This window comes from Cysteiniphilum halobium, assembly GCF_003574425.1.
In the GTDB taxonomy this organism is placed as follows: domain Bacteria; phylum Pseudomonadota; class Gammaproteobacteria; order Francisellales; family Francisellaceae; genus Caedibacter; species Caedibacter halobius.
This window is the reverse complement of record NZ_QLIU01000022.1, coordinates 49,712-70,602: the sequence shown is the minus strand read 5'-3', so window position 1 is coordinate 70,602 and position 20,891 is coordinate 49,712. Positions and strand designations below refer to the sequence as shown.

At 34.9% G+C, this 20,891-nt stretch carries 16 protein-coding genes; 2 read left to right on the top strand and 14 right to left on the bottom strand.

What is annotated here, in order from left to right; genetic code table 11:
• Positions 1-7: 7 nt before the first annotated feature.
• The 14 genes from DNK85_RS05035 to DNK85_RS04970 form a co-directional block, all read right to left on the bottom strand.
• On the bottom strand, positions 8-508 hold the full coding sequence (locus DNK85_RS05035) for a hypothetical protein (protein ID WP_119328480.1): 501 nt from the start codon (positions 506-508) through the stop codon (positions 8-10).
• 12 nt (positions 509-520) lie between these two features.
• Positions 521-1,480 (bottom strand): hypothetical protein, encoded by a 960-nt coding sequence (locus tag DNK85_RS05030; RefSeq protein WP_119328479.1) that lies wholly within the window; start codon positions 1,478-1,480, stop codon positions 521-523.
• Positions 1,481-1,533: 53 nt separating this feature from the next.
• On the bottom strand, positions 1,534-4,005 hold the full coding sequence (locus DNK85_RS05025) for a TcfC E-set like domain-containing protein (protein WP_119328478.1): 2,472 nt from the start codon (positions 4,003-4,005) through the stop codon (positions 1,534-1,536).
• A gap of 173 nt (positions 4,006-4,178) precedes the next feature.
• Complete coding sequence (locus DNK85_RS05020) at positions 4,179-4,694, bottom strand: hypothetical protein (protein ID WP_119328477.1); 516 nt, start codon at positions 4,692-4,694, stop codon at positions 4,179-4,181.
• A 109-nt stretch (positions 4,695-4,803) separates the two neighbouring features.
• Positions 4,804-5,583 (bottom strand): fimbrial biogenesis chaperone, encoded by a 780-nt coding sequence (locus DNK85_RS05015; RefSeq protein WP_119328476.1) that lies wholly within the window; start codon positions 5,581-5,583, stop codon positions 4,804-4,806.
• A gap of 80 nt (positions 5,584-5,663) precedes the next feature.
• The gene (locus DNK85_RS05010) at positions 5,664-6,362 is read right to left on the bottom strand and encodes a response regulator transcription factor (RefSeq protein WP_208123136.1); all 699 of its coding nucleotides are present in this window, start codon (positions 6,360-6,362) and stop codon (positions 5,664-5,666) included.
• A 173-nt stretch (positions 6,363-6,535) separates the two neighbouring features.
• A complete protein-coding gene (locus DNK85_RS05005; protein ID WP_119328474.1) occupies positions 6,536-7,549 on the bottom strand; it encodes a hypothetical protein in 1,014 nt (337 codons plus the stop codon).
• 202 nt (positions 7,550-7,751) lie between these two features.
• Positions 7,752-9,035 (bottom strand): coiled-coil domain-containing protein, encoded by a 1,284-nt coding sequence (locus tag DNK85_RS05000; protein ID WP_119328473.1) that lies wholly within the window; start codon positions 9,033-9,035, stop codon positions 7,752-7,754.
• A gap of 167 nt (positions 9,036-9,202) precedes the next feature.
• Complete coding sequence (locus DNK85_RS04995; protein ID WP_119328472.1) at positions 9,203-10,270, bottom strand: hypothetical protein; 1,068 nt, start codon at positions 10,268-10,270, stop codon at positions 9,203-9,205.
• Positions 10,271-10,289: 19 nt separating this feature from the next.
• Positions 10,290-13,304 carry a hypothetical protein gene (locus tag DNK85_RS04990; protein ID WP_119328471.1) on the bottom strand — a complete coding sequence of 1,005 codons (3,015 nt, stop codon included), beginning with the start codon at positions 13,302-13,304 and terminating at the stop codon, positions 10,290-10,292.
• Positions 13,305-13,473: 169 nt separating this feature from the next.
• Positions 13,474-15,054 (bottom strand): hypothetical protein, encoded by a 1,581-nt coding sequence (locus DNK85_RS04985; protein ID WP_119328470.1) that lies wholly within the window; start codon positions 15,052-15,054, stop codon positions 13,474-13,476.
• 101 nt (positions 15,055-15,155) lie between these two features.
• Positions 15,156-15,572, bottom strand: a complete 417-nt coding sequence (locus DNK85_RS04980) for a hypothetical protein (RefSeq protein WP_119328469.1) — start codon at positions 15,570-15,572, stop codon at positions 15,156-15,158.
• Positions 15,573-15,669: 97 nt separating this feature from the next.
• On the bottom strand, positions 15,670-17,058 hold the full coding sequence (locus DNK85_RS04975) for a hypothetical protein (protein ID WP_119328468.1): 1,389 nt from the start codon (positions 17,056-17,058) through the stop codon (positions 15,670-15,672).
• A gap of 153 nt (positions 17,059-17,211) precedes the next feature.
• Positions 17,212-19,155: a hypothetical protein gene (locus tag DNK85_RS04970; RefSeq protein ID WP_119328467.1), complete on the bottom strand. Its 1,944-nt coding sequence runs from the start codon at positions 19,153-19,155 to the stop codon at positions 17,212-17,214.
• Positions 19,156-19,323: 168 nt separating this feature from the next.
• On the opposite strand from DNK85_RS04970, the gene DNK85_RS11905 reads away from it, so the two are divergent.
• Positions 19,324-19,446 (top strand): hypothetical protein, encoded by a 123-nt coding sequence (locus tag DNK85_RS11905; protein WP_268876831.1) that lies wholly within the window; start codon positions 19,324-19,326, stop codon positions 19,444-19,446.
• 229 nt (positions 19,447-19,675) lie between these two features.
• A complete protein-coding gene (locus tag DNK85_RS04965; protein ID WP_162896535.1) occupies positions 19,676-20,878 on the top strand; it encodes a hypothetical protein in 1,203 nt (400 codons plus the stop codon).
• The last annotated feature ends 13 nt before the right edge of the window (positions 20,879-20,891 follow it).

Sequence of the window (20,891 nt, the reverse complement as noted above, 5' to 3'; positions counted from 1 at the left end):
CTTCCCCCTAATAGTCTACCGAAACATGACAAACAAATTGCCCTTTATAGACACCCCTTTTTAGATAAGAGGTATTTCCTCCATCTTCTTTTTTAACTAGAAGCAAAACTTCAGCGCCTTTTTTTAGCACTGGACTAATCTTACTTCCTAACGGTTTCGCTTGGGTTTCTATGCAAATATAACTCTCTAAAGTAATTGTATGTGAAGATCCATGATGGTTCATCGTTGCTTGATCACATCTTATGCGATAATTAGGGTTGGGAATATTGCTTAGAAAACTTATATTTGAAGATTTACCTGCATAAACATAGCCAGCCTCATTAGCTACAGAACAGTTTTGGGTAACCGCCTTTACTTGTGATGTGAAATTAATATTGCGGTCATTGACTTGAACAGTAAACCAAGGCTTTACCTCAAGCTCGCTATCGATTGTAATCTCTGCTGTATTAGAAGCAATACAACTCAACGGAAATATAAAAAATCCTACCCATTTTATTATTTTGTTCATTGCCATCTCTCCCTAAAAGTTTGCCGTAAGTACAAACACAATCTTATTTGTGTACTTGCCGGGCTTTGCCTTTTTAACCGCATCTGCAGCCGCAATTAAATCGACATTTAGTTCATTGGAGGCTTGGCTTATAGCGATCGATCGATCCTGATCCGTCTTATTCAATTCCTGACCATTTATTTTCAATTTCAATGGAATGTGTTCGCCATCACCGTTTTTCAAAGCACAACCGTCTTGATGACTGTCACAACTTTTAAGTTTGACTATAACGTTATTGGCATTAGTAACATAAGGTATAATAACCGTTGCATTATAATTACCAGAGCTACTATTTTCAGTGAGTTTAACCTTATATAATGACGATGCTTTTAATTTCATGTAAGGTAAAAAATTAAGCGTCATCTGTATTTGATTATCGACTTTAATTTTCTTCGATTCCCCCTCCGGATTACGATCATGTTGATTTTGATATTGGTCAAGCCAAAAGCTGCCATTAATCTTGATTTTACCTGAGCAACTTGAAATTCCTGATGAATCAGCAAGCTGAATATTATCAAATATAAAATGCAATTTCTTAATATGATATAAATCATAAGAACGAATATTTAAGTAATCAGGACTCTTATCGTATGCTGTTACATTAGACGATTTTAAGTAAAAATTATCACCCTCTGAGGTCACTGTACCAGTTAACTCAACACCATTGTTACAACTTAAACTGATCTTGTTAGATACTGTACCTTTAGAGTTAGAATTACAATAACTGTAAAAGTAGTATCCGCAATAATACTTAAAATACCCATTTAAAGATCGATTTATTTTTCCATTTAAATCTAGCTGCCCTACATCAAAAATTAGCTGACGATCAAATGTCACCTGAGAAGTTACAATTCCCCCAGTCTGTGTAATCTTTTTCTCAGACAAATCAACGTTAATGCTTATTGTATTGGCACTTATATAGCAAAAACTCATTAATAAATATCCTACCAATAATATATTAGAATATTTTCTCACCATCACACACCTCAACACGTAAATACCCCAACCCAATAACCAGGTTGAGCACTTGTTATTTCATTTACATTTAAATCATAAGCACATCTCTCGGCTTTTGTTGCAATCGTTAACGCAGGTTTTACCTTACTAACACTTGTGACAAAAAATCCTGACTCGTCGCTATAAGTTGCCATATCGCCATAGCTGAATAGTTTGGCACCGCGAATTGGATTGCCTTTGCCATCAACAACTTGACCAACAACTTCAACCACTGGAAATGCTGCTCTTGCCATATAATAAATAGAGCCTGGGTAAAGACTGACAAGCTCACGCTTATCTGAGTAATGTAGCAATTGCGCCTCATCTTGATGATCACTCAATGAGACCTTGTATTGTTTGTAATGAGGTAATGCAATGAAGTTATTCCCCTTATAAATTGGATAACTTACACCATTGATCTGTGCTGCCATCTTGTGTTTTTTATCTTCTGTATCCAGATGAATAATCACACCCGATTTACTACGGTGATCGTTGTGCAATGCAATGCTTTGTGGCGTGACACTTATGCCGCCATAGAGACTACCTGAAGCAGAATAGTTTTCATTATTATTTTGACTGACCACCGACGTTGCTAAATCACCTTGCAGATAACTGGATGACAGACTTGTTGACAACATACCATTGACATAATCTTTACGGTAATCAACATTAGCATTGATATATTTTATATGCTGATTTTCTATATTTGGCCTTAAGCTTAAGCCATTAGAAATCTGCTTATCATTTGGTGAATAACGTACGTAATCACTTAGCGTATTACCACTATCAAAGGTATAAGAAATATTAAGCATAAAGGCATAGTTATTCTGCTTTTCACCGTCCCCTTGAAAACTTCTATCATAACTTATCGATGCATTAACATACCAGTTATGTCGCTGATACAACGTATGAAAATACGATGCATTGAGATTATCCTTATTCGTATGGAAACTGTAACTGTAAGTACCTGAGATTGACCCTAACTTGATCGATTCTAAATTTAGATAAGGTGATAGCCCAACTCTATTGTAACGTGATTTAAACGAGCTATAGGCATTATCACTTTTGCTATTTGTATTGTACCAAGCACTCACTGAAAAATATCTAAAATAGGTATTAGACAACTGTAGGTTATAACCATAGTCAGCCCCAGAGTCTACGGCAACTGTTTGCGTTATTTGTGTATTTAAAGGCAAATAAACTTCGGTATCCCATTCGCTAACCACCAAGTTATTTACACCATAACCACCAAAGTTCATAATTGTTGCCTTATTGATCGCAGTTGCAAAACTACCTCCCAAGTAAGGCGCCTTAATTGCTGACTCTTGATCTTTAGCTACTACACCTAACCACACACGATAGTTTTGATTATTATCGTGAAGTTTTGATAAAGACGATGGCTTATTAATCATCGCTATCTCAGTTTGAACGACTTGACCTGCCTGAGTGATTTCGATTCTGACCGGGTAAATACCACTTGGAAAACTCTCTGTTTGTAATAAGTGATTGCCTGCACTGAAATTCTGCACCGAAATCAAACGACCATCTTTGTAGACATTGACTACTGAGTTGGCATTGATAAACAAAGGTATCGGAATAAGTGAAGCTTTTTGTGATGACAACGATAAATTATCAGAACTACCGAGCTCGCTGATCACCCCTTTGCCATTAAACATATAGTTCAAGCTATACGTGTTTTGGCCACTATAGAAATTAGCATTGTTAAAATAGCCTAAACGTGAATAAATTCTCTCTTTATCGTATTGCCAATAGATATTATTCACTCTAAGATCACTGCTTTGATGCTTGCTTTGTTGCAAAAAGACACTGCTATTTAAATGATTGCGTCCAAAACCTGTAACATTATTGAGCTCAAGGTAATAATTGGTGTCTCTATGGTCTGCATAATTAAAATTAAATCGATAACCAAAGAATGAGCTTAGATGACTAACCTCAGGCGCACTAAGATATTTATCATTTTGCTGTGACTGATAGCTAAATGCTTCAGCAGGCAACCATAGCTTCAAACGCATACTATTTAAATCTAATTGTGTCATCATAAAAGGTAAATTGCGCTGGCACAAACCACTTTGCTCCCATGTAGGTGAACAATCAATGGTTTGACTGGAATCAATCCCTTCAGAAAATAATTGATTTAGAATCAATCGCGTACCATCCTTCAGACGAACACTGGCATTGTCAAATAAACCATCTGACTCAAGGAAAATTTTACCTTTATCTAGTCGGACCATATGCTGCCCCAATTCAACACCCAAGATAGAGACATCCACTTCAATAGCATCAGCTAATTGTGAGGCAAAATCTTCTGGGATAGTTTCTAGACCTTCAACGCCTTTTTTGAATTTATCATCCAAAAAAACAGCAGAGGTTGCCTCTATTGGTAAAGGCAACAAACCTATCCAAACAAATGACAAAAGCTGCTTAAGCTTTTTTAATTTCATCTAAATAATTCTCTCGATTGCATTCTTCATCACCGAACAACTCGCCACGGTATAATTTCCCATGACAAGGATAAAAAGTACGGATTTATAACATTGTACTATGGCTTCGACTACGCTCAGCCAACGTTCATACTAGGACAAGCTCAAGTTATATTTAACCAGTACTATGTCTCTTAACTTGCAAATGATTGGGAAATACTAAAGGTAAAGTTTCCTGAGTATTTGCCTGATGGATATCTGCTAGCGCCATCACCATAGGTCACTGTTAACGTTTTAGCATCACCTGGGTTTAGCATCAGCTCTTTGCCATCCCCAGAAGTGTCATCAATATTTTTACCATCTATCGTAAAAGCCACAGGCATTTTGCTTTCACCCGATTTGATGACATATGATCCATCCTCTTTCTCCCCAGAAACTGTCACAACAATGCCTTCTGTTGTACTATCTTGCCACGTAATAAAGCTAGTAATCTCTGAAGTTGTTTTCGATATATCAGATGCAATTCTTTTCTCAATGGGTCTAGCAGATTTCTCATCCGATATCTTTAACTTATCACCTAATGTTTTTGGACCCACCTCAATCTCAACTGTAATCTGTTTTGTAACGCTATCGTCTGTGTTGGCAAAAGATGCACCACCTGACAGCGCTGTCATAACACTTACCGTTAAGATTTTCTTACTTTTTAACATAACACTTTCTCCTTTTGGTTTGATAATATGAGCTCTAACCTTTAAGCAAGTACAAGACTTACCAAATAAATTAAAAACTCTGTTTGATAAAAATTGAATTAGTACCTAACTAGGTAACTGAATACTTTTTCTTACGCATACTTTTGCCGTTTTCAAAAACTTCAATCTCAACACTGTCAGCAAAAGGTTCTGTATCTATCATTTTAGGAATCGATGGATATATTCTGTATGTTTGCTCATATACATTGTGCGTATCACAATGCTTTAAATCTACAGATAACTTCTGTAGCACCTCTTTTGGTTTACATTGTGCTTTAACTACAACTTCAATCAGTGCATTGCCGTTATTGTGAATTTCAATACGCTTCTCTTTGAGTTTGACATTGGTCCGATAAACAGTATTTTTCGGTTGGACGACCAATATACTAGAAAACCCGATCATAATTCCAACACCTGCAGATATCTCGCTATCTGCCAATACTTCTTTGTCAGTAACCTCAAATCCATCTTCTTTTTTTGGTAGTACTGGCATCATATTGACACGATAGTAACTAATCTGATCTTTACTCCTGCCTTTTGGATGGTAAAAACGAATATTTTTGGACTGCGCCGGTGGAATAATTAGTCTACTTGGGGTAATAAACAGTCCTTCTGACATTTCCTTAGAAGATAGTATTTTCTCGACTTTATCTTTAGACAAAGGATTCGTCACCTCCAACAACTCAACTTTGACATAGGCTGTCTTACTTGAATCATTATTATGAATAGTCTTTGAAAAAGCAGGCTTATCTTCAGACCAGATATCATAAAGACTATCTACAGCAATATTTGCAAATGCCATTCCTGTCATGCTGAAAAGCCCAACTAAAATCAATTTTCTGAATTTCATCCATCTAATCCCATCAAACGTTATGGATTAATTACAACACTCGAAAATCTAAAATGCACTTGATATAATGTACCCATTTGTTAACAACAAGGTACATTCAACATATACCCCCCTCGGTTAACAGTTTTAATCAATGGCTCCTTTGTTTTTTGAATATGCAGTTTTTTCCTTAACTTACTCATCAAAACATCAATGGTTCTATCCATTCCATCATAAGGGCGATCATATACCCACCAATAAAGCTCATCTCTTGAAACAACTTGATTTCGATGCTGTGCCAACAAATCAAGCGCTAATGACTCTGACTGTGTCAACTTATACTGAGCCCCCTTATAGTCAATTAGAATTTTCCTATCCGTATTAAGCCGATAATCGCCAATAATAACTTCTTCGGACTGGTTAAATTGCTGATCAGCTTTTAATACCCGCAAGGTTGATTCAATTTTTTGTGAGAGTATTTTGATATTCATATCTCCACACAAGTAATCGACAGCACCAGCACAATAATAGGACATTTCTAATTCAGTATCCTCAACACCTCCTACGACAATGACAGGAAGCTTGGCGCATTGCTTACAGAGCCTATCGCATATAGCAATATTTGTTTGATGTCCATCAAATGCTGACATCACTAAAAGAGAAATTTTTTGTGTTTTAATCTGTTTTTGTAATTGTAAAGTGTGCTGACATATGAGGAAACGGCAATTTGGTAAGCTCAAAATTAATTGCTGCATCTGCGTTTTATGCAGACCAAATAGTAAGATATTATTTTTAAGCACACCCCAAGCCTCTACTTTTACCAATAGAAAATTTCTCGCATGGCATCCTAAAATAACTTTGCCAATTAGGTGGGTAATAAAAAGTCTAATGATATATTTTTATAATTATTTACGTGAAATATATTATTTTTTTGTCATAAAATGGCACAAATAAGAACGTTATTTTCGGAAAATCACTTCAAATGATATGAATTTTCTTGACTCTCTTTTAAAAGATTACTATCCCCATCAAACAATTTAAAGCCGTCACTGGATTCAATTTTTTTATCCGAATACTTGATTTTTTTATACAATTCAGTTGGAGATTTAACTATGTCCATATATTTCTCAGAAACACCATATTTATTGTTGTATAGCACACCATACATTGGTGAGCACAGTTTATCGGCAATGATTTCACTGGCATTAGACTTTGCTAAGTCTGCCTTTAAGCCATTTATAACCATTATATCATCATAATTACCTATAACTTTAGCATTATAAGCGTGCATTAAACTCCAAGGGACATTATAGCTTTTGCCATTGTACTCTACAGAATAAGTGTATGTGCCTAACATACTATTAACACTTTCTGGTGAGTCAGTATGTGAGTGAATAAATTGCAGCAAATTTTTTAACCTTTCCTCAACATTATGAACTGCTAACCCATTTTTTAGGATATTATGATTTTTTTCCTTCAATTTATTTAATAAATCTGAATTAATAGGTACATCAGCTATAAAACCTGTAATTTCAGAGGCTATGAAATCAGAGTATTTGACATTAGGAGCATTATTACTTTTGCTTTTCAAGGACTGAGATAATAGCAAATTTGATACTTTTTCCTGCGTAAAATCCCCCTTTCTTTCTCGCATTAACTCCAGCAGTTCATTTTTAGAAAGGTTAGCTTCACCTGCATTTAGCCGCCAACAAGATATTTGATCCCTTTCGCAATTTTCAGTTATTACACGCTGAACTCTATCTGACATATTCGGTGAAACCACAACAAGCCCTACTCCTTTGAACATCTGTCTGGAGATAGTGCCATATCTTTCTACGCCAACAGTTGTCCATATTCTCATATCATGTATTTTCAGAAAATCTATGCCATTAATACTCAATCCACTTTGATAATTAAAACCTAATTTTTCTACTAACTGCCTGTCATCTTCATTAGATGAATTATGGACTAAAAGTACTTTTAGCATTTTATTTTTCCTCTTAATTATTTTTTACTTGCGCATTCTTTAGGCGTATTGAACAACATAGGCATGCCTTGATCAGCATTGTTATTGGTTAAAACAACACTTTCTATGGTCTTGTTAAAAATATCATTGTCATCATCGAAGTACTCACTTTTTGTAGTATGAATAGATAAAACATCACCTTGATCATTACTATATTGACTTTTTATCGTATTTGCAGACTTTGGTCATGCTTAACCACATTATCACTGGTAGATTCATAACCATTGAACATTTTCATAGATGATTGGCTGCTAGGACTATCTTTTAAGTTACCATCACTCACTGCACCATTAGGCATTAGGTTCTGATTTTTATCGCTCGCATTGTAAGCTTTCACACCCATCCCTGATGCACCTGCCAAGAGCCCTGCCACTGCAGGAGTTGCAAATATACTTGCCACAGCATATACAGCACCTGCACTGATAACAGCAGCTATACTACTGCCATAGCTGCTCCAAAAATCTCCTGTTTGTTGAGAAGTATTTTGAGAACTCATAAACTCTTTTTGGAAGTTTACAGAAGCTTCCTTAAAGTTTTTGCCTACAGCAGAATCTGTGTTGATTGAGTCAGGAGCTTTGAAACTTTCACGTATAACGTTTTCTATTGTATAACTTTGTTCTTTCAAAACCTCATCTAAAGTTAGACCATTAGATTCTGATGGTTTTTTAGTCATTTCAGCATTTGCCTGCTTTTCATCATTTAAAGCTTGTTTCGTATCATCTAAATCACCCTTTAATGCTTTAAGTTCATTTCGCAACTTTTCAATTAAAAGATCTTTATCAGTGCTCTCTTTGCGTAAAGCGTTGTTTTCCTTATTTAACTCTTCAACCTTTTTCTGGTTTAAAAACACTTCTTGTTGATGCTTTTGGTTGCTGTTAGTAAGTTGATCAACTCTCTCTCCCAGAACATCAATTAACTCAGCTTTTTCTTTGAGCTTATTGTTTTTTTCCTCAATGTCTTTGATTAATTTTTTTTCTGATTTTTGGTGTTGTGTCAATAATTCTTGCCGTTCATTCTTTACTTCTGCAAGCTGAAACTCGACGGTTTCTAACTCTCCCTTTTTTAAGCTAAGTACACTTTCCATTTTATTAAATTTATTTCCTATATTATTTAGCTCATCTTGTAGTTTGAAATTATTGTCTTGAAGTAGCTCATTTTCCTGATAAAAGTCTTTAATTACTTTATCAAATTGCTGTTGATTCTTAATTAAGGCTTCATTAAGATCATTTATCTGTTGATTGTCACTTTCATGTTGGCTTTTGTATTCTTCCGCAATCTTTATCGCCTCGTTAAAAGCTTCTTCTAGATCACTATTGTCCTTAGCTAAGTCCATTAACTTAGATTTATACTCTGCTTCTAACTCATCTACAGAATCAATTACCTGGTTTTTAATTTCCTCATCAGTTATTATTGCTTTAATAGCTTCTAACAGTTTTTGATATTCCATCTTTATCTCCTTTGATTAATAATTTCTTGATTAATGAATTTTTGATTAATTTTTAGATCGCTGTGATTAAACAGGCATGCTTAAAGTTACAAATTATCACTTAATGTTTCAATAGATAGTCTCTTGATTGGACAATTTGATTATCTGATGAATTAACTCCCAAAACATCACTTTGAAAAAGTCTTTTCTTTAACACTTTCCTGTTGCTTTACCCAAAAAATATTTTCATATTTATTATCTGCAACTTGCTTTAAGTCATGAATAAAACGATCGCTATTTGCTGCATGCATTTTTTTAGTTTGGTCAAACTTAACCAATACAGGTGTTGATGATTGATAACTCACTCTATTTGCCAGATTATTTAAATCCTCGATTCCTTTTCCACTATCCCTCGTTAACAATATAGGTTTGTAATAGTGAATATCACATGGTTGACCAAACGTCGTTAGTGCAAACACATCAGATATTTTGCCACCTCCTGTAAACCAACTTTGCTGGTATCTTTGATCACACTCACGAATTAATTCATCCTTTGAAACCGTTGTTGCAAATACCCACTTATCATTATTCTTGCACCATTTGCCCGGTAGGTAACCTACTTTATGCTGATACAATTTTGCAATCAAAGGTACGTTAAATTTGGTCTCAAAACACGTTCTCCCTTGCACATCTTTGCAGCTTACAAATGCATAATCTAGATTATGTGAGTTAAAAAAATCAATATCAAAAGCGTCTAAGGACGTTTTACCAAACATCAATGGATGGCTTCCTGTCACCAGATAAATCCATTCCCGAAAGTTATATAAATTTAAAGACCAATCTAGCAATCTATTTACGTAAGGGTATGAGCCATCGATTCTCAGTGCTAAGTTCGAAAACAAAGCTAAACGCCTGAGACTCTCAGCATCACTAATTTCAGTTTTGTCTGTTTTATCGATATTTTTAATCGCAAAAAAATCCCCCACTATTTTATATAGTTGATTTGCGGCTAATGGTGAGACAACACTTCCCAGTAAAAATGTAAGGGTGTTTTCTATCGCTTCATGTGTTTTATCACTTGGTAAATAACCATTAGAAACAACCTGTATTATCCTAGACATCATCAAAGACATCCCATAAAGAACAATAGGTTTTATAGTACTATTTACCAATGGTAAGTTTAGTTTATTCGCATAGTCTACACCCTTCTTAATAGGCTCAATGAGAGTTGACTTTTTTTCAACATCGTTTGCCATGAGTATACTATCCCTTTATTTACTGACTATTTTTTAACTGATTGCCTTTATCAGATGGACTCTGATCAAATATAGATATAAATTCCCAACTTTCTCCTATTTCAAAATTACAGTCTTCATAGATATCATCCTCAGAGAAATCATTACTCTTGGCCTCATAGAATGTCTCGATATTTCCATCACTACTCACCATCTTCATTTCACTTTGGTTAGTTTTTGACGCGCCCGCTAACTGATCAATATACACCCTAAAGTGTTCTAAAAGTCTGCTAATTCCATCAAGTAATGAGTCACCAACTTTACTTTTTAAATCTTGAAGGTCTTTGCTATTCTGCTTGGTTGTTTCAGAAAGCTTAAAAATATCATCAAACTTAACTTGTTCAATGGGTTTATTTTTTAGTGCTTTAAGGTTTTCAAGAACAGTTGTTGCTATCTTTATTTTATTTGTATCATTCATAAAGCGCGTTATAGCACCGTACTGAGATTTTTCATAGGCTTGCACCTTGGTTATCATCTCATCAATCAGCTGATAATACTGCGGATTGTCATAATGCATATTTTGCAAGGAAAGCTTCTGATCTATCTCCTGCTTATAGGTATTTAATTTCTCAACTACCTTATTTAAATCGACTTGATTGTGGCTAGGGTTTTCCTTTATATATTGCTTAATATTATTGATGGTATTTGTAATTTCCTGCTGTGCTTCATATAGATAAATACCATATGCGCCAGTACCAACAAGAATTTGATTATCTTTGATATTTTCAATAAATTGTGCCGTTGATTCTATCGCTTTATTCAGTTTATCTATATACGCCTTTGATGCTTCAGGCATAAAATTAACCTGCTTATTATGCAACGCAAAAAGTAGATAACGATCATTATGCACAAACTCTCCTGCCTCTGCCATGATCAGTGCATAAGGAGAGTAGAATCGCCTAGTATAAGCCATCGCATTACGCATTGATTCACTCATACTTTCGAGCGTTGGATTATTTCCAGTTAATAAGGCATCAGTAAATGCTTGACTTAACAAATCTGAATAGTCAACAAACAACTTCTCTTTAAGAAAGAGATGTATTTTTGACTTTGTTGCATCACTCACTGACTGATTATTTGGATCAATCAACTTTGCTAATTGTTTAAGTAGTAATGTATGGTAGACACTAAACTCATTGCTATAGTCAAACGCTTGCTCAAGGTGATTTTCTGTGTTTAAATCAATGTCTGGCTTTTTTAGTAACGAAAATAAGAAATCTCTCGACTGAGTTAAGTAATTATCGATATTATTTTCATCAAGCTCTGGCAATTTCTCGTCTGCAGGCAATGCCAAAAGATGACGTAACGTGATATCTCCTTTTAAAATAAATGTTTGCTTATCTGAAAGTATATCGCCAAAAGCTTTATTAATATTTTTAGCCGCATCTGTTAAAGCTCCAGTTATTTTCAGCTGACATATTTGTGTCAAATCATGAACAATACCACCAAGCTCATTAACATAGAAGTCAATTAAATACTGAGGTAATACTTTATCGTTCGGCAAAGTAGCAACAATTTCTAATATCTGATCTTTGACTTTTGCTTTTACCCCAAATTTTTCGATAAAATTGCTGTTGTCACGATTGCTTAAATATGCTTGAGTTTTTTGGATACATTTTTTAAATGTGGGATCATTGATATTTGCCGTGAGTAACTTGGTAAAATTTATTGCTTGACGATCAGCGGTCTTGCTAATTGGTTCAATCGCCTTTGCACCCAGATCAGTTTCAATACGTTTGCTATGGCGATAACGTTTAGCATATTCCTGAAGCCAGGATTGCGTCGATCCAACCAAAATAGAAGCATATCCAGACCCATAACCATAATTCAAGCCATGACCAAAACCATCACATTGATTAGTGACATAATTTTGTAATTGACTGACGCTACTATTTGAGGTGGGTGTGACTTGTTTGGTTTGCATTTCAAGTTTGACTGCTTCGTCATTAATTGCTTGTGTAATTTTCTTAAGTGCTTGACGCTCTTCTTTACCATGACTATACATTAATGACTCAATATTTGACGGCAAATAATAAACAAATGCACCCATTAAAGCGCCTGAAACAAACGCAATACCTGCTGGTGCAACAGCTAATGCCAAAGCACCTGTTGCAAGCCCTAGCGCACTTGCTGCTAAATAAGGGTATTGTGCATAAACAGTTGGTTCATCCATCTGTTTAACAAAAAAGTTACTTACTTGAGTCAAAAAGTTCACCTGTAACTTTTGCGTGAAGCTATCCGGATCAACGTCATCAAAATAGCGTTTAATGCCTCTTGTAATACCATAACTATTTTTATCGTTTTGAATCTTTTCATCATGAATCTCATAAATATCTTTAAATGTATTAACAAATAGTTTATCAAGTTCAGTCAAAAAGTAGGTTTCAACGGCAATTTTATATTCATCCGTGCTTGATAAATCCTTAAATTCAGTACGCATATCGATAGGCATATTGTGCTGCTTTCCGAACAATAGTGATTCACGATAATGAAAGAGTCTGATGAATTTTTCTGTTAAATCACTACTCAACTTAAAGAAACCTGATTCTTTAAATTGCTGTTGAAATGCTTCTGAGTCTTTTGCTGGTCTTGTTTTTTCGGGCAAAATATTATAAAAGGCATTAGCAACAACACCACCAAGTGCCACACTAATGGTATTAATCACAAGATTTTTACCTGGTGTAAAATCAGGAATAGGAAGCACATCATGAAGTGCAGACCGAGCAATAAGGCCACTTACCACGCCTGCTGCTCCCGATAAAACCCCGGCTTTAATCTGATTTGACATTGACACGCCCTCAAGCAAGGTATCTATTGATGCTGAGAACTTTGATGAAGATTGTTCAAACCGCGTCATCAATAACTTGGTTTTCTCATCAGTTACCTTATCATTGCTAAACTCTCTGGTTATATTTGTCTTCATTACTTTCTCAAGGTAATTTCTATGATTCTGTGTAATATTTTTCATTGATTGAACTGCTGATTGATTGGGCATATACTTCTCCTAATTTATATATTTAATGATAAAATGAATTCAGGGCTTCGATTAACACTCAGCCAGCGCTTGCGCAGTAAAAGTGTGCGATAATATTGCTATAGCTAACTTAAGTGATTTATTATTGCCTAAGGTAGATTATAAAAGCTATCTTTAGGGTAGATATCAGTCATTTTGTTGGATGTGACTCTATTTGCTGCCCTATTGCCAACTGATCTTGAAACTGGGCATTAAACTGAGTTTCGGATGTTTGTGTGAGCGTGCTTTTTGCTTGATTAAAAAGTGCAGCACTTTTTGGTGCTGGTAATCCTATAAAGCTTGGAAATATAAGTGGAATAAAAGGAAACATCAGACATAAAACAATAACAATGTTACGTAAAAGTGCCATTCCTTTGGAAGAATGCATATCTAAAACACTTAAACCACCATTTTTCTCAATTTCATCAAACTGTTGGATCACACGTTTGTACTTTGAGTCTTTTATCTCCTTGCTGTCATCAGTTATCAAAATATCGCTAATACTATTAATCAATTGACTTAAAATACGATATTTCTCAGCCCTTAAATCCTTGTCATGCACGATTTCTTTTGCAGCATTTTTACCAAGCATATGTGCATAAAGCTTCATTAAACTAGTAAATACTGCTTTCATTTCAGTCTCAGTATCTTTGCTTTTCTGTAAATAATTGCTACTTAGTATCTCCCATAAATTTTTTTTACTCTCTTCATGAAAAGAATCAAGCTCATGCACTTGATTGGTAGTCGTATTGTATTTTTTATATACTTTTGCATTATTACCCACCTCAGTACAGATAAGAGGTTCTGTTATTCGCTTAGAAATAACGTGTTGAAACTGCTTCTCTCGCTCTTGTTGATTTGTAAAATCAATACCACTGTATTTGGATAAAGTCTCTCGTGCTGCTTGATTATTATTAAGCTCGAAAAATGTATAACATTCAGAAAATCCTTCATTAAAACACTGCTTGATGCCATCTATATCATCACGTGAAAACTTTGTTCTTATATCTTCAAGAGATGTTTTAAATCCTGGAATCCGCAAATAATACTCAAGATAATTTTTATACAGCTTCTTATACAAGCTCGCTTCATACTCATGCGGCTTAATCAAGCTCTTATTTTTTGTAAAGTCGCGGAAAGCAGCACCAAAGTCTAATTTTCCAAAACTCAACTTACCATCATCCCCACTTATACCAAAAACATTACCTGAGTGAACACTATAGTCACCTAGCAAAAGCGACATAAATATCACCATCGATAATCCACTATTTGCAGATTTAAAACTAGTAATCAGTTGGTATAAATATTTATTATCAAATTTCTCTAATTTGTTATTTCTAAGTTTAGACTCCTCCCATGGGAAGAAAAGTTTAAAAAGCTCTGTAACTTTCGCTTTTTTGGATGCCAAGGCTTTTGTTTCTTTATCTCCATCATAAATTGTCACCGGCTCCGCAGTAACAAACAAATGCTGATACTCTAAAGGAATCACGTTTTTTTCCTTAAGCTTAGCAATAACTCTTGCAGCCAACGCCTCAAAAAAAAACTCTGTTGTTTTTTTTGGTACTTTTATAAAGTATTCATCACTGTGTTCAAGTGATTGATCTTTTTTACTTAATCTATAAAAACCATTATAAGGATTACCATCCCTTGCATTTTTGCCATCTATTTTTTGTGCTGGGTCTACTTTATTCGCTGTGACCCTTTCAGTCGCATGTGCAAATGCTATTTCCATAACACACTCCCCCAATGTAATGAATTGTTACAAAACAAACTAAATATTTGCTTTAAAAGCCTTTTACTTTATTTTTCTCCAATCCCTATCTTAAGTGAAAACTATACAGACTTTCCTGCTACGGCTCTTTGTTCAAACATCTCTTTATTTTGCTTAAAAAGCATATGATTTCCATTATCCGCCTTATCACTCTTTGTTTCTGCCAACGCATTTTCAAAAGCTGTATTAAACGCTTCATTTTTATAGCGATTTTCAGCCAAAAAAACCTTAAGATTACCTGAGCCACTTTCAACCAAATAATTATCCCTTAGTTGCTGCATTGTTGTTGAAAACTCCCTTGGGTTAGACTCTAAAGTATCTATCAGTTGTTTAAAGCCCTTAAATGTATCTTTCTGCGCTGCCATTGGCGATAGTCCAAACCACGCGACAAATGCATCATCCTTTTGAACACCTTTATCGACTAATGTTTGCACGAAACCAGATTCTTTCGTTAATAAGTATTGTTCAGCAATTTCCATTAACCTCGCCAGGCTAGATAAATCAAGGCTTCCAGAAAATTATTTTCGTAATCTTTTTTCTAATAAACCTCTCAACCATAGGCTTTCAGAGAGTTTTTCAGCGGGAACTACTGAAATCTTTTAAACCAATTTGATTTTCAGGATTAAATAAGCTGAATTCATTATTATTATTTTTTTCTACAGACCAAGCATCCTTTTTCTCGTCCGCTGTCATTATTACTTCATCATTAAACTGCTTAGAATTCTTAAGGCACTCTAGATATTCCTTGCTGACACCATATGTATTGTTATATAGCCTACCGTACATTGGTGCTTTTAATTTTTGAGCAATAATATCCGCTGAACTCTCCTGTGCCAAATCTGCTTTTAACCCTGATATAATCTTAGCACTATCATAACTGCCAAATGTTCTTGAATCATAGGCCTGCATCAAACTCCATGGTACGTTGTATTTCTGACCCTCATACGTTAATTGATAGGTATAACGCGAATTATTGATATAATCCTTGTCAATATTCTTATCAACAAACGCTAGAAGCGATTCTAATTTTGTCGCAACCTTTTGTTCATGAGAGTATGCTTCTAGCTCTTCTAGCGTGGGGTAATCAACACTTCCAGATTGAAGCATACTACTTGATATGCCCTCTTCACCGGAATTATTTAATCTTTTTTCTTGATACAACTTTCCTGACTCACTCTTAGCTTGTCGCATATTAAGATCATTATCTAGCATTTCTAGCGTGTATTGCACACTCAAATTATTCTCTATTTGCTTAAGCATTTCAGGATGAGTAAACCCAGTAGCATCGAGCAACGTGCCATTCATAAGGTTAACAAATGCTTGTTTGATTAATGGCTCTGGATTAGTGGATTGGTCATACGCCTCATAGTCAACTTTAATAGGCACAATATTACTGTAATGCCCACCATTGTGGGCAACAAATTGCGGGACTTTACCTGCTAATATTAGATCTCTAAATTGCGCATAAACCTGGCCTGGACGAGACTCTAAATCATTGCCAGACACCAGCATCAAATGTTGTTTTTTATCCTCAGGAATGGTTTTAAGCAGTTCAATATATTTTTGAAGATTTGTTTGTTGCTTTAAATGGCTCAAAAATTCATTAACTTCTTGCTTTACTTTGTCCTGCAACTGAGTCTCAATAATATCTTGTGATAAACTGTCAACTCCAAAGGTTTCTTTCAACCTAGACTTGAATAACGCTATTGTATTATCATCATTAAAATCCAAGGAAAAATAGTTGCCAATATTCTTAATATCTTCTGAATAAGCATCTTTTAGTTCGGTATGCAGCATCTGTAAATCATCAAATGCCATCGTGTTGACACCGTTAAAAACAGCCTGCCAACCGGCGTCAACAGCCTGTTGTTCATTTAAGGCTGGATTATCCAGCCGACCCATAGCAATCAATAAGCAATCATTGTTATTATTGCCACGATTGTCTTTTAGTTGATATTTAATCATGATACACCTGTTAAATGTTAAATGCTGAATGCTGAATGTTGAATTAAAAATTTATAATTCAACATTCATAGTTCACACGGTTAGCCCTAATCCTGATTATTTGCTACTCTTTGTTTTAGAAAGGTTATGTAATTACTCCACAAATCAGCTTACTTATGCGCTTTTATCGCTTTCGATTGTCACCTGATTTTCACTGGCTAGCTTAAAAGCTAAGTTTGAAGTATCATGTTTCTGCACTTGAGTTTCTATGCTGCCATAATTAAGGACGTTATTAAGTTTATTAACATCCGATAGAGCACTCTTTAAATCAGATTGCAAACTCTGCGTATTATATCCACCATAACTAAAGAATGATTTAGCACCGTTATACTCCTTGTTAGCATCTGTCATCAAAGCAGATAACTTACTAACAATATTCTCAGGTTTTGCTATGTCATTTTCAAGCTGAGTAACTGTCTGGACAACATCCCAGTTGCCCCCATGGCTCTTGTAAGCATCCAAAATGCATCTTGGTAATCTAACAAGACCGTGACCATTTAGATCGGCCTCTTTATGGTATATGTATCCATACTTATATTCCTCTACTTGGTTTGTATTATCAGTTATAAACTTCAGCAAATTAGATAATTTTTTATCAGTCGATAATGGTTGGACTTGAAACCCAAGATTGTCTCCTGTGCTAATAACTAGTGTATTTGGAGTTTTATTGTTTTTGTCTTCATTTTTGGTGCCATGTGTTGTGGCTTGCCCTTTTAATTTATTAGCTAATTTATCAATATCCGTATTAATATTTTGTGAGGTATGACCATTTATTACAGACTTAGCTTTTCCTTCAAAAGATACAACACTTTCTTCAAACTCTGGCGACTTACCACCAGTTACAGAGTTAGACTTTTTGATATTAAGCTCATCACAAGTCATGGATCCTTTTGTACTGATTGCTAGCTCTTGCGTATTGTTTTTGAGTCCAACAGCTTCTTGATACTCTTTTAATAACGATGTTAAACGTCTAGGTCTAGCCTCTACCTTAGGATCCATTTCAGTTGTACTTAGTGCTTCATTTTTCGTTGGATAAATTTTATTGTAATCCTCTTCAAATAACTTTTTATGTTCATCATAGCGTTCTTGTGTATAGTCAGTATACTTCATATACCCAGGTTTATGATTCTTCCGCGCCAAATCATTTCTTGCACTCTCTTGATTAAGGTCTCTCGCCGTATAAGCATCTACAATTAAATTTACTGCATTATCCTTATTACCAAGCGCTTTTTCCAGATCCTCGTTTCCTTTGATTAAATTTGTTATATAGTCATCAACCTCTTTTTTGCTTACAAGAGTATCTTGATTAACTCTATTGGCATCAAATTCTGCAATCACCCCCTGAAGTAACCTTAACTGAGTTGATTGCTCTGAACCAAGCTCATCGATTGTTTTCACGTTATTAGATGCACAATAATCAATTTCCAACGCGGCTTGTCTTTTTTCTAAATCTGTGGTTATGACAATTCTTAATGCATTGCCAATATCTACCGCTATATTATAAAAGAATTTACAAAAGTTTTGGACAATTTCAACAAACAAGCTTGCAGCTCGATACCATAAGTTAGGATGATTGTATTCCAAATCTTTTTTTAGCGTTTCAGATGCAATATGAAGATCTCTTTTTACGTCTTCACTTGTTAATAATGCTTGCATAGCACTTGATCTAAATATATCCAACGTCTTTGTGCTATTTGTAGCATGATCTTTAGCTGAATTGACAAGAACTTCTAATTTTTGTAACTCTTCCATTGACGATTTAAAGTCCGAAGATTGATTATCCAAACTATAAAACTCCCGAAGTTTAGCATAGATTGTCTCATTTAAGACAAATTCATCTTTTTTATTCCCTGATACCAAGTCATTACTGTCACGAGCAATATTTTGCAGTGCTGCTTGTACGTGTTTTGCAGCAAACCCTTCCATATGGTTTCTTTTTGCATTAGCAAACATCGCGTTCTGATTCACCGCTTTACTACTTTTACTAGAAAATATTGAACTGTCTTCAATAGTAAAAAACTTGTCATTACTATTTTTTGATAAAATTGTAATCGCCATACATTTCTCCTTAAATTAATTTTTAATCTTTACGTTTTAATTGTTTTACAAAGCACCATACTGATGCCTTGCGACAAAGTTACATAACTAAATTTTAAGTGACAATATTTGACGCAATTATCGGACAGATTGATTAGTAGGGGAAATTCATGAATTGTCCCTACCTCTTTGATCACCATACAAAATAATGGCAACGATCATGGCATTGTGATGGAGTTTAAACATGCCAAAGAGGACAACAGTCAAAACATCAGCAAATTAGCCAGTAAAGCGTTAAATCAAGTGCGTTAAAAAACTATATTGCCGAATTGAAAGCACAACCACACATGAGACGCATTCTGGCACTTGAGTTGGCTTTTAACCATAAGCAGGTTGTGATTAAGCACCATTGGCAGTGGTACAGATAAAAACATAATCACTTTGTCCATATCCAGCATCTGTAATTGCTTTATGTGTACCACCCAGATATTTTTTAAATAATTTTTATTTTTACTTTTAAAAGGATAAAAGGATGATGCCAATGCCAATCTTTAGCGATCAATTGGAAAAATATCGTCGTAAGCCTACGCTTGATTTCTGGCCTTTTTCATATAAAGGTTCGATCAATCTGCATTGGGAACGCGCTTTATTAGAAATGGAAAATCTGCATACGCTATCTCCTGAACTTAAGGCATTTTTGCGCGCAAAACTTAGCAACAACACACAGACTGATCTCAAAACACTCACAAAATTGGAAGCGTTATTCAAGCAAGCTTCGTTGAGCACAACCAGAAAAATTGTCCATACTTATAGTTTTTATGTCGATTGGCTTAGTTTGTTTCGTAACGTATATGAAATTCTAGCATTAAGCATTAAACCATTAGCTTTGCAACTGCCTTTTATCGGTTTAGCCTGGCAATTATTTGATACGGTGATGCTTGGTGTAATGGCAATAAATTCCGATCAAAAAAAGGACAAATGGGAAAGAAATCATTACCTATGTAGTACAGCACAACTTGCTCTTTGTAGTGGAATTGCATTAAGTGCATTAATCGCCTCTGCTTGTAGCTTATTAAGTATAATCAGCACGCTAGCGAGCTCTATAGGTGGCGCAAGCGCTTTAGTTATTTCTTGGGTTTTGAGTGAACGAGCAGCCAAACTATGTGATGCACGTATTGATTATCTAATGTGTGAGTCATTGTCGATTGAGGCATTATCCACATTCGTTGATTTAGAAAATGTACATCAACCTCAAGCATCTTACCAAAAATGGCAACATGATATTCAAAATGCTAATAATAGTGAAGAAAGCTACAAAGCCTTTATCAAATCTCTACAGCAACTTGAAAAGAACCTTAAAGCCAACGAAGACAATACCAAAAATACCCATGAAGCCTTGTTGGCATTAGCCTTATGTACAAATCAAATTAAAAAACGTGAGTTTCTTTATCGCTTAGAAAAACCGCTTAAGTTTTTCGCCCTAACTACGGTTGCTTTAGCAATCCTTAGCATTGTTTTATTGGCTATAGGTGCTAATATCGCAACCTTTGGATTTGCTGCTGCTTTGTTCTGCTCGGCGATCGTTATCTTTAGCAGTGTCTATAACCTATATCAAAAAAATAAGCTTTTAAACACAGATAATAATGAACATACAAATTACACAAAGATTAGTGATAACTATTCACATACACTATTTAATCCCCCATTAAATTATGCTAATCCCAGCTCTTCACCTTCAATATAAAGTAGCTCAACTT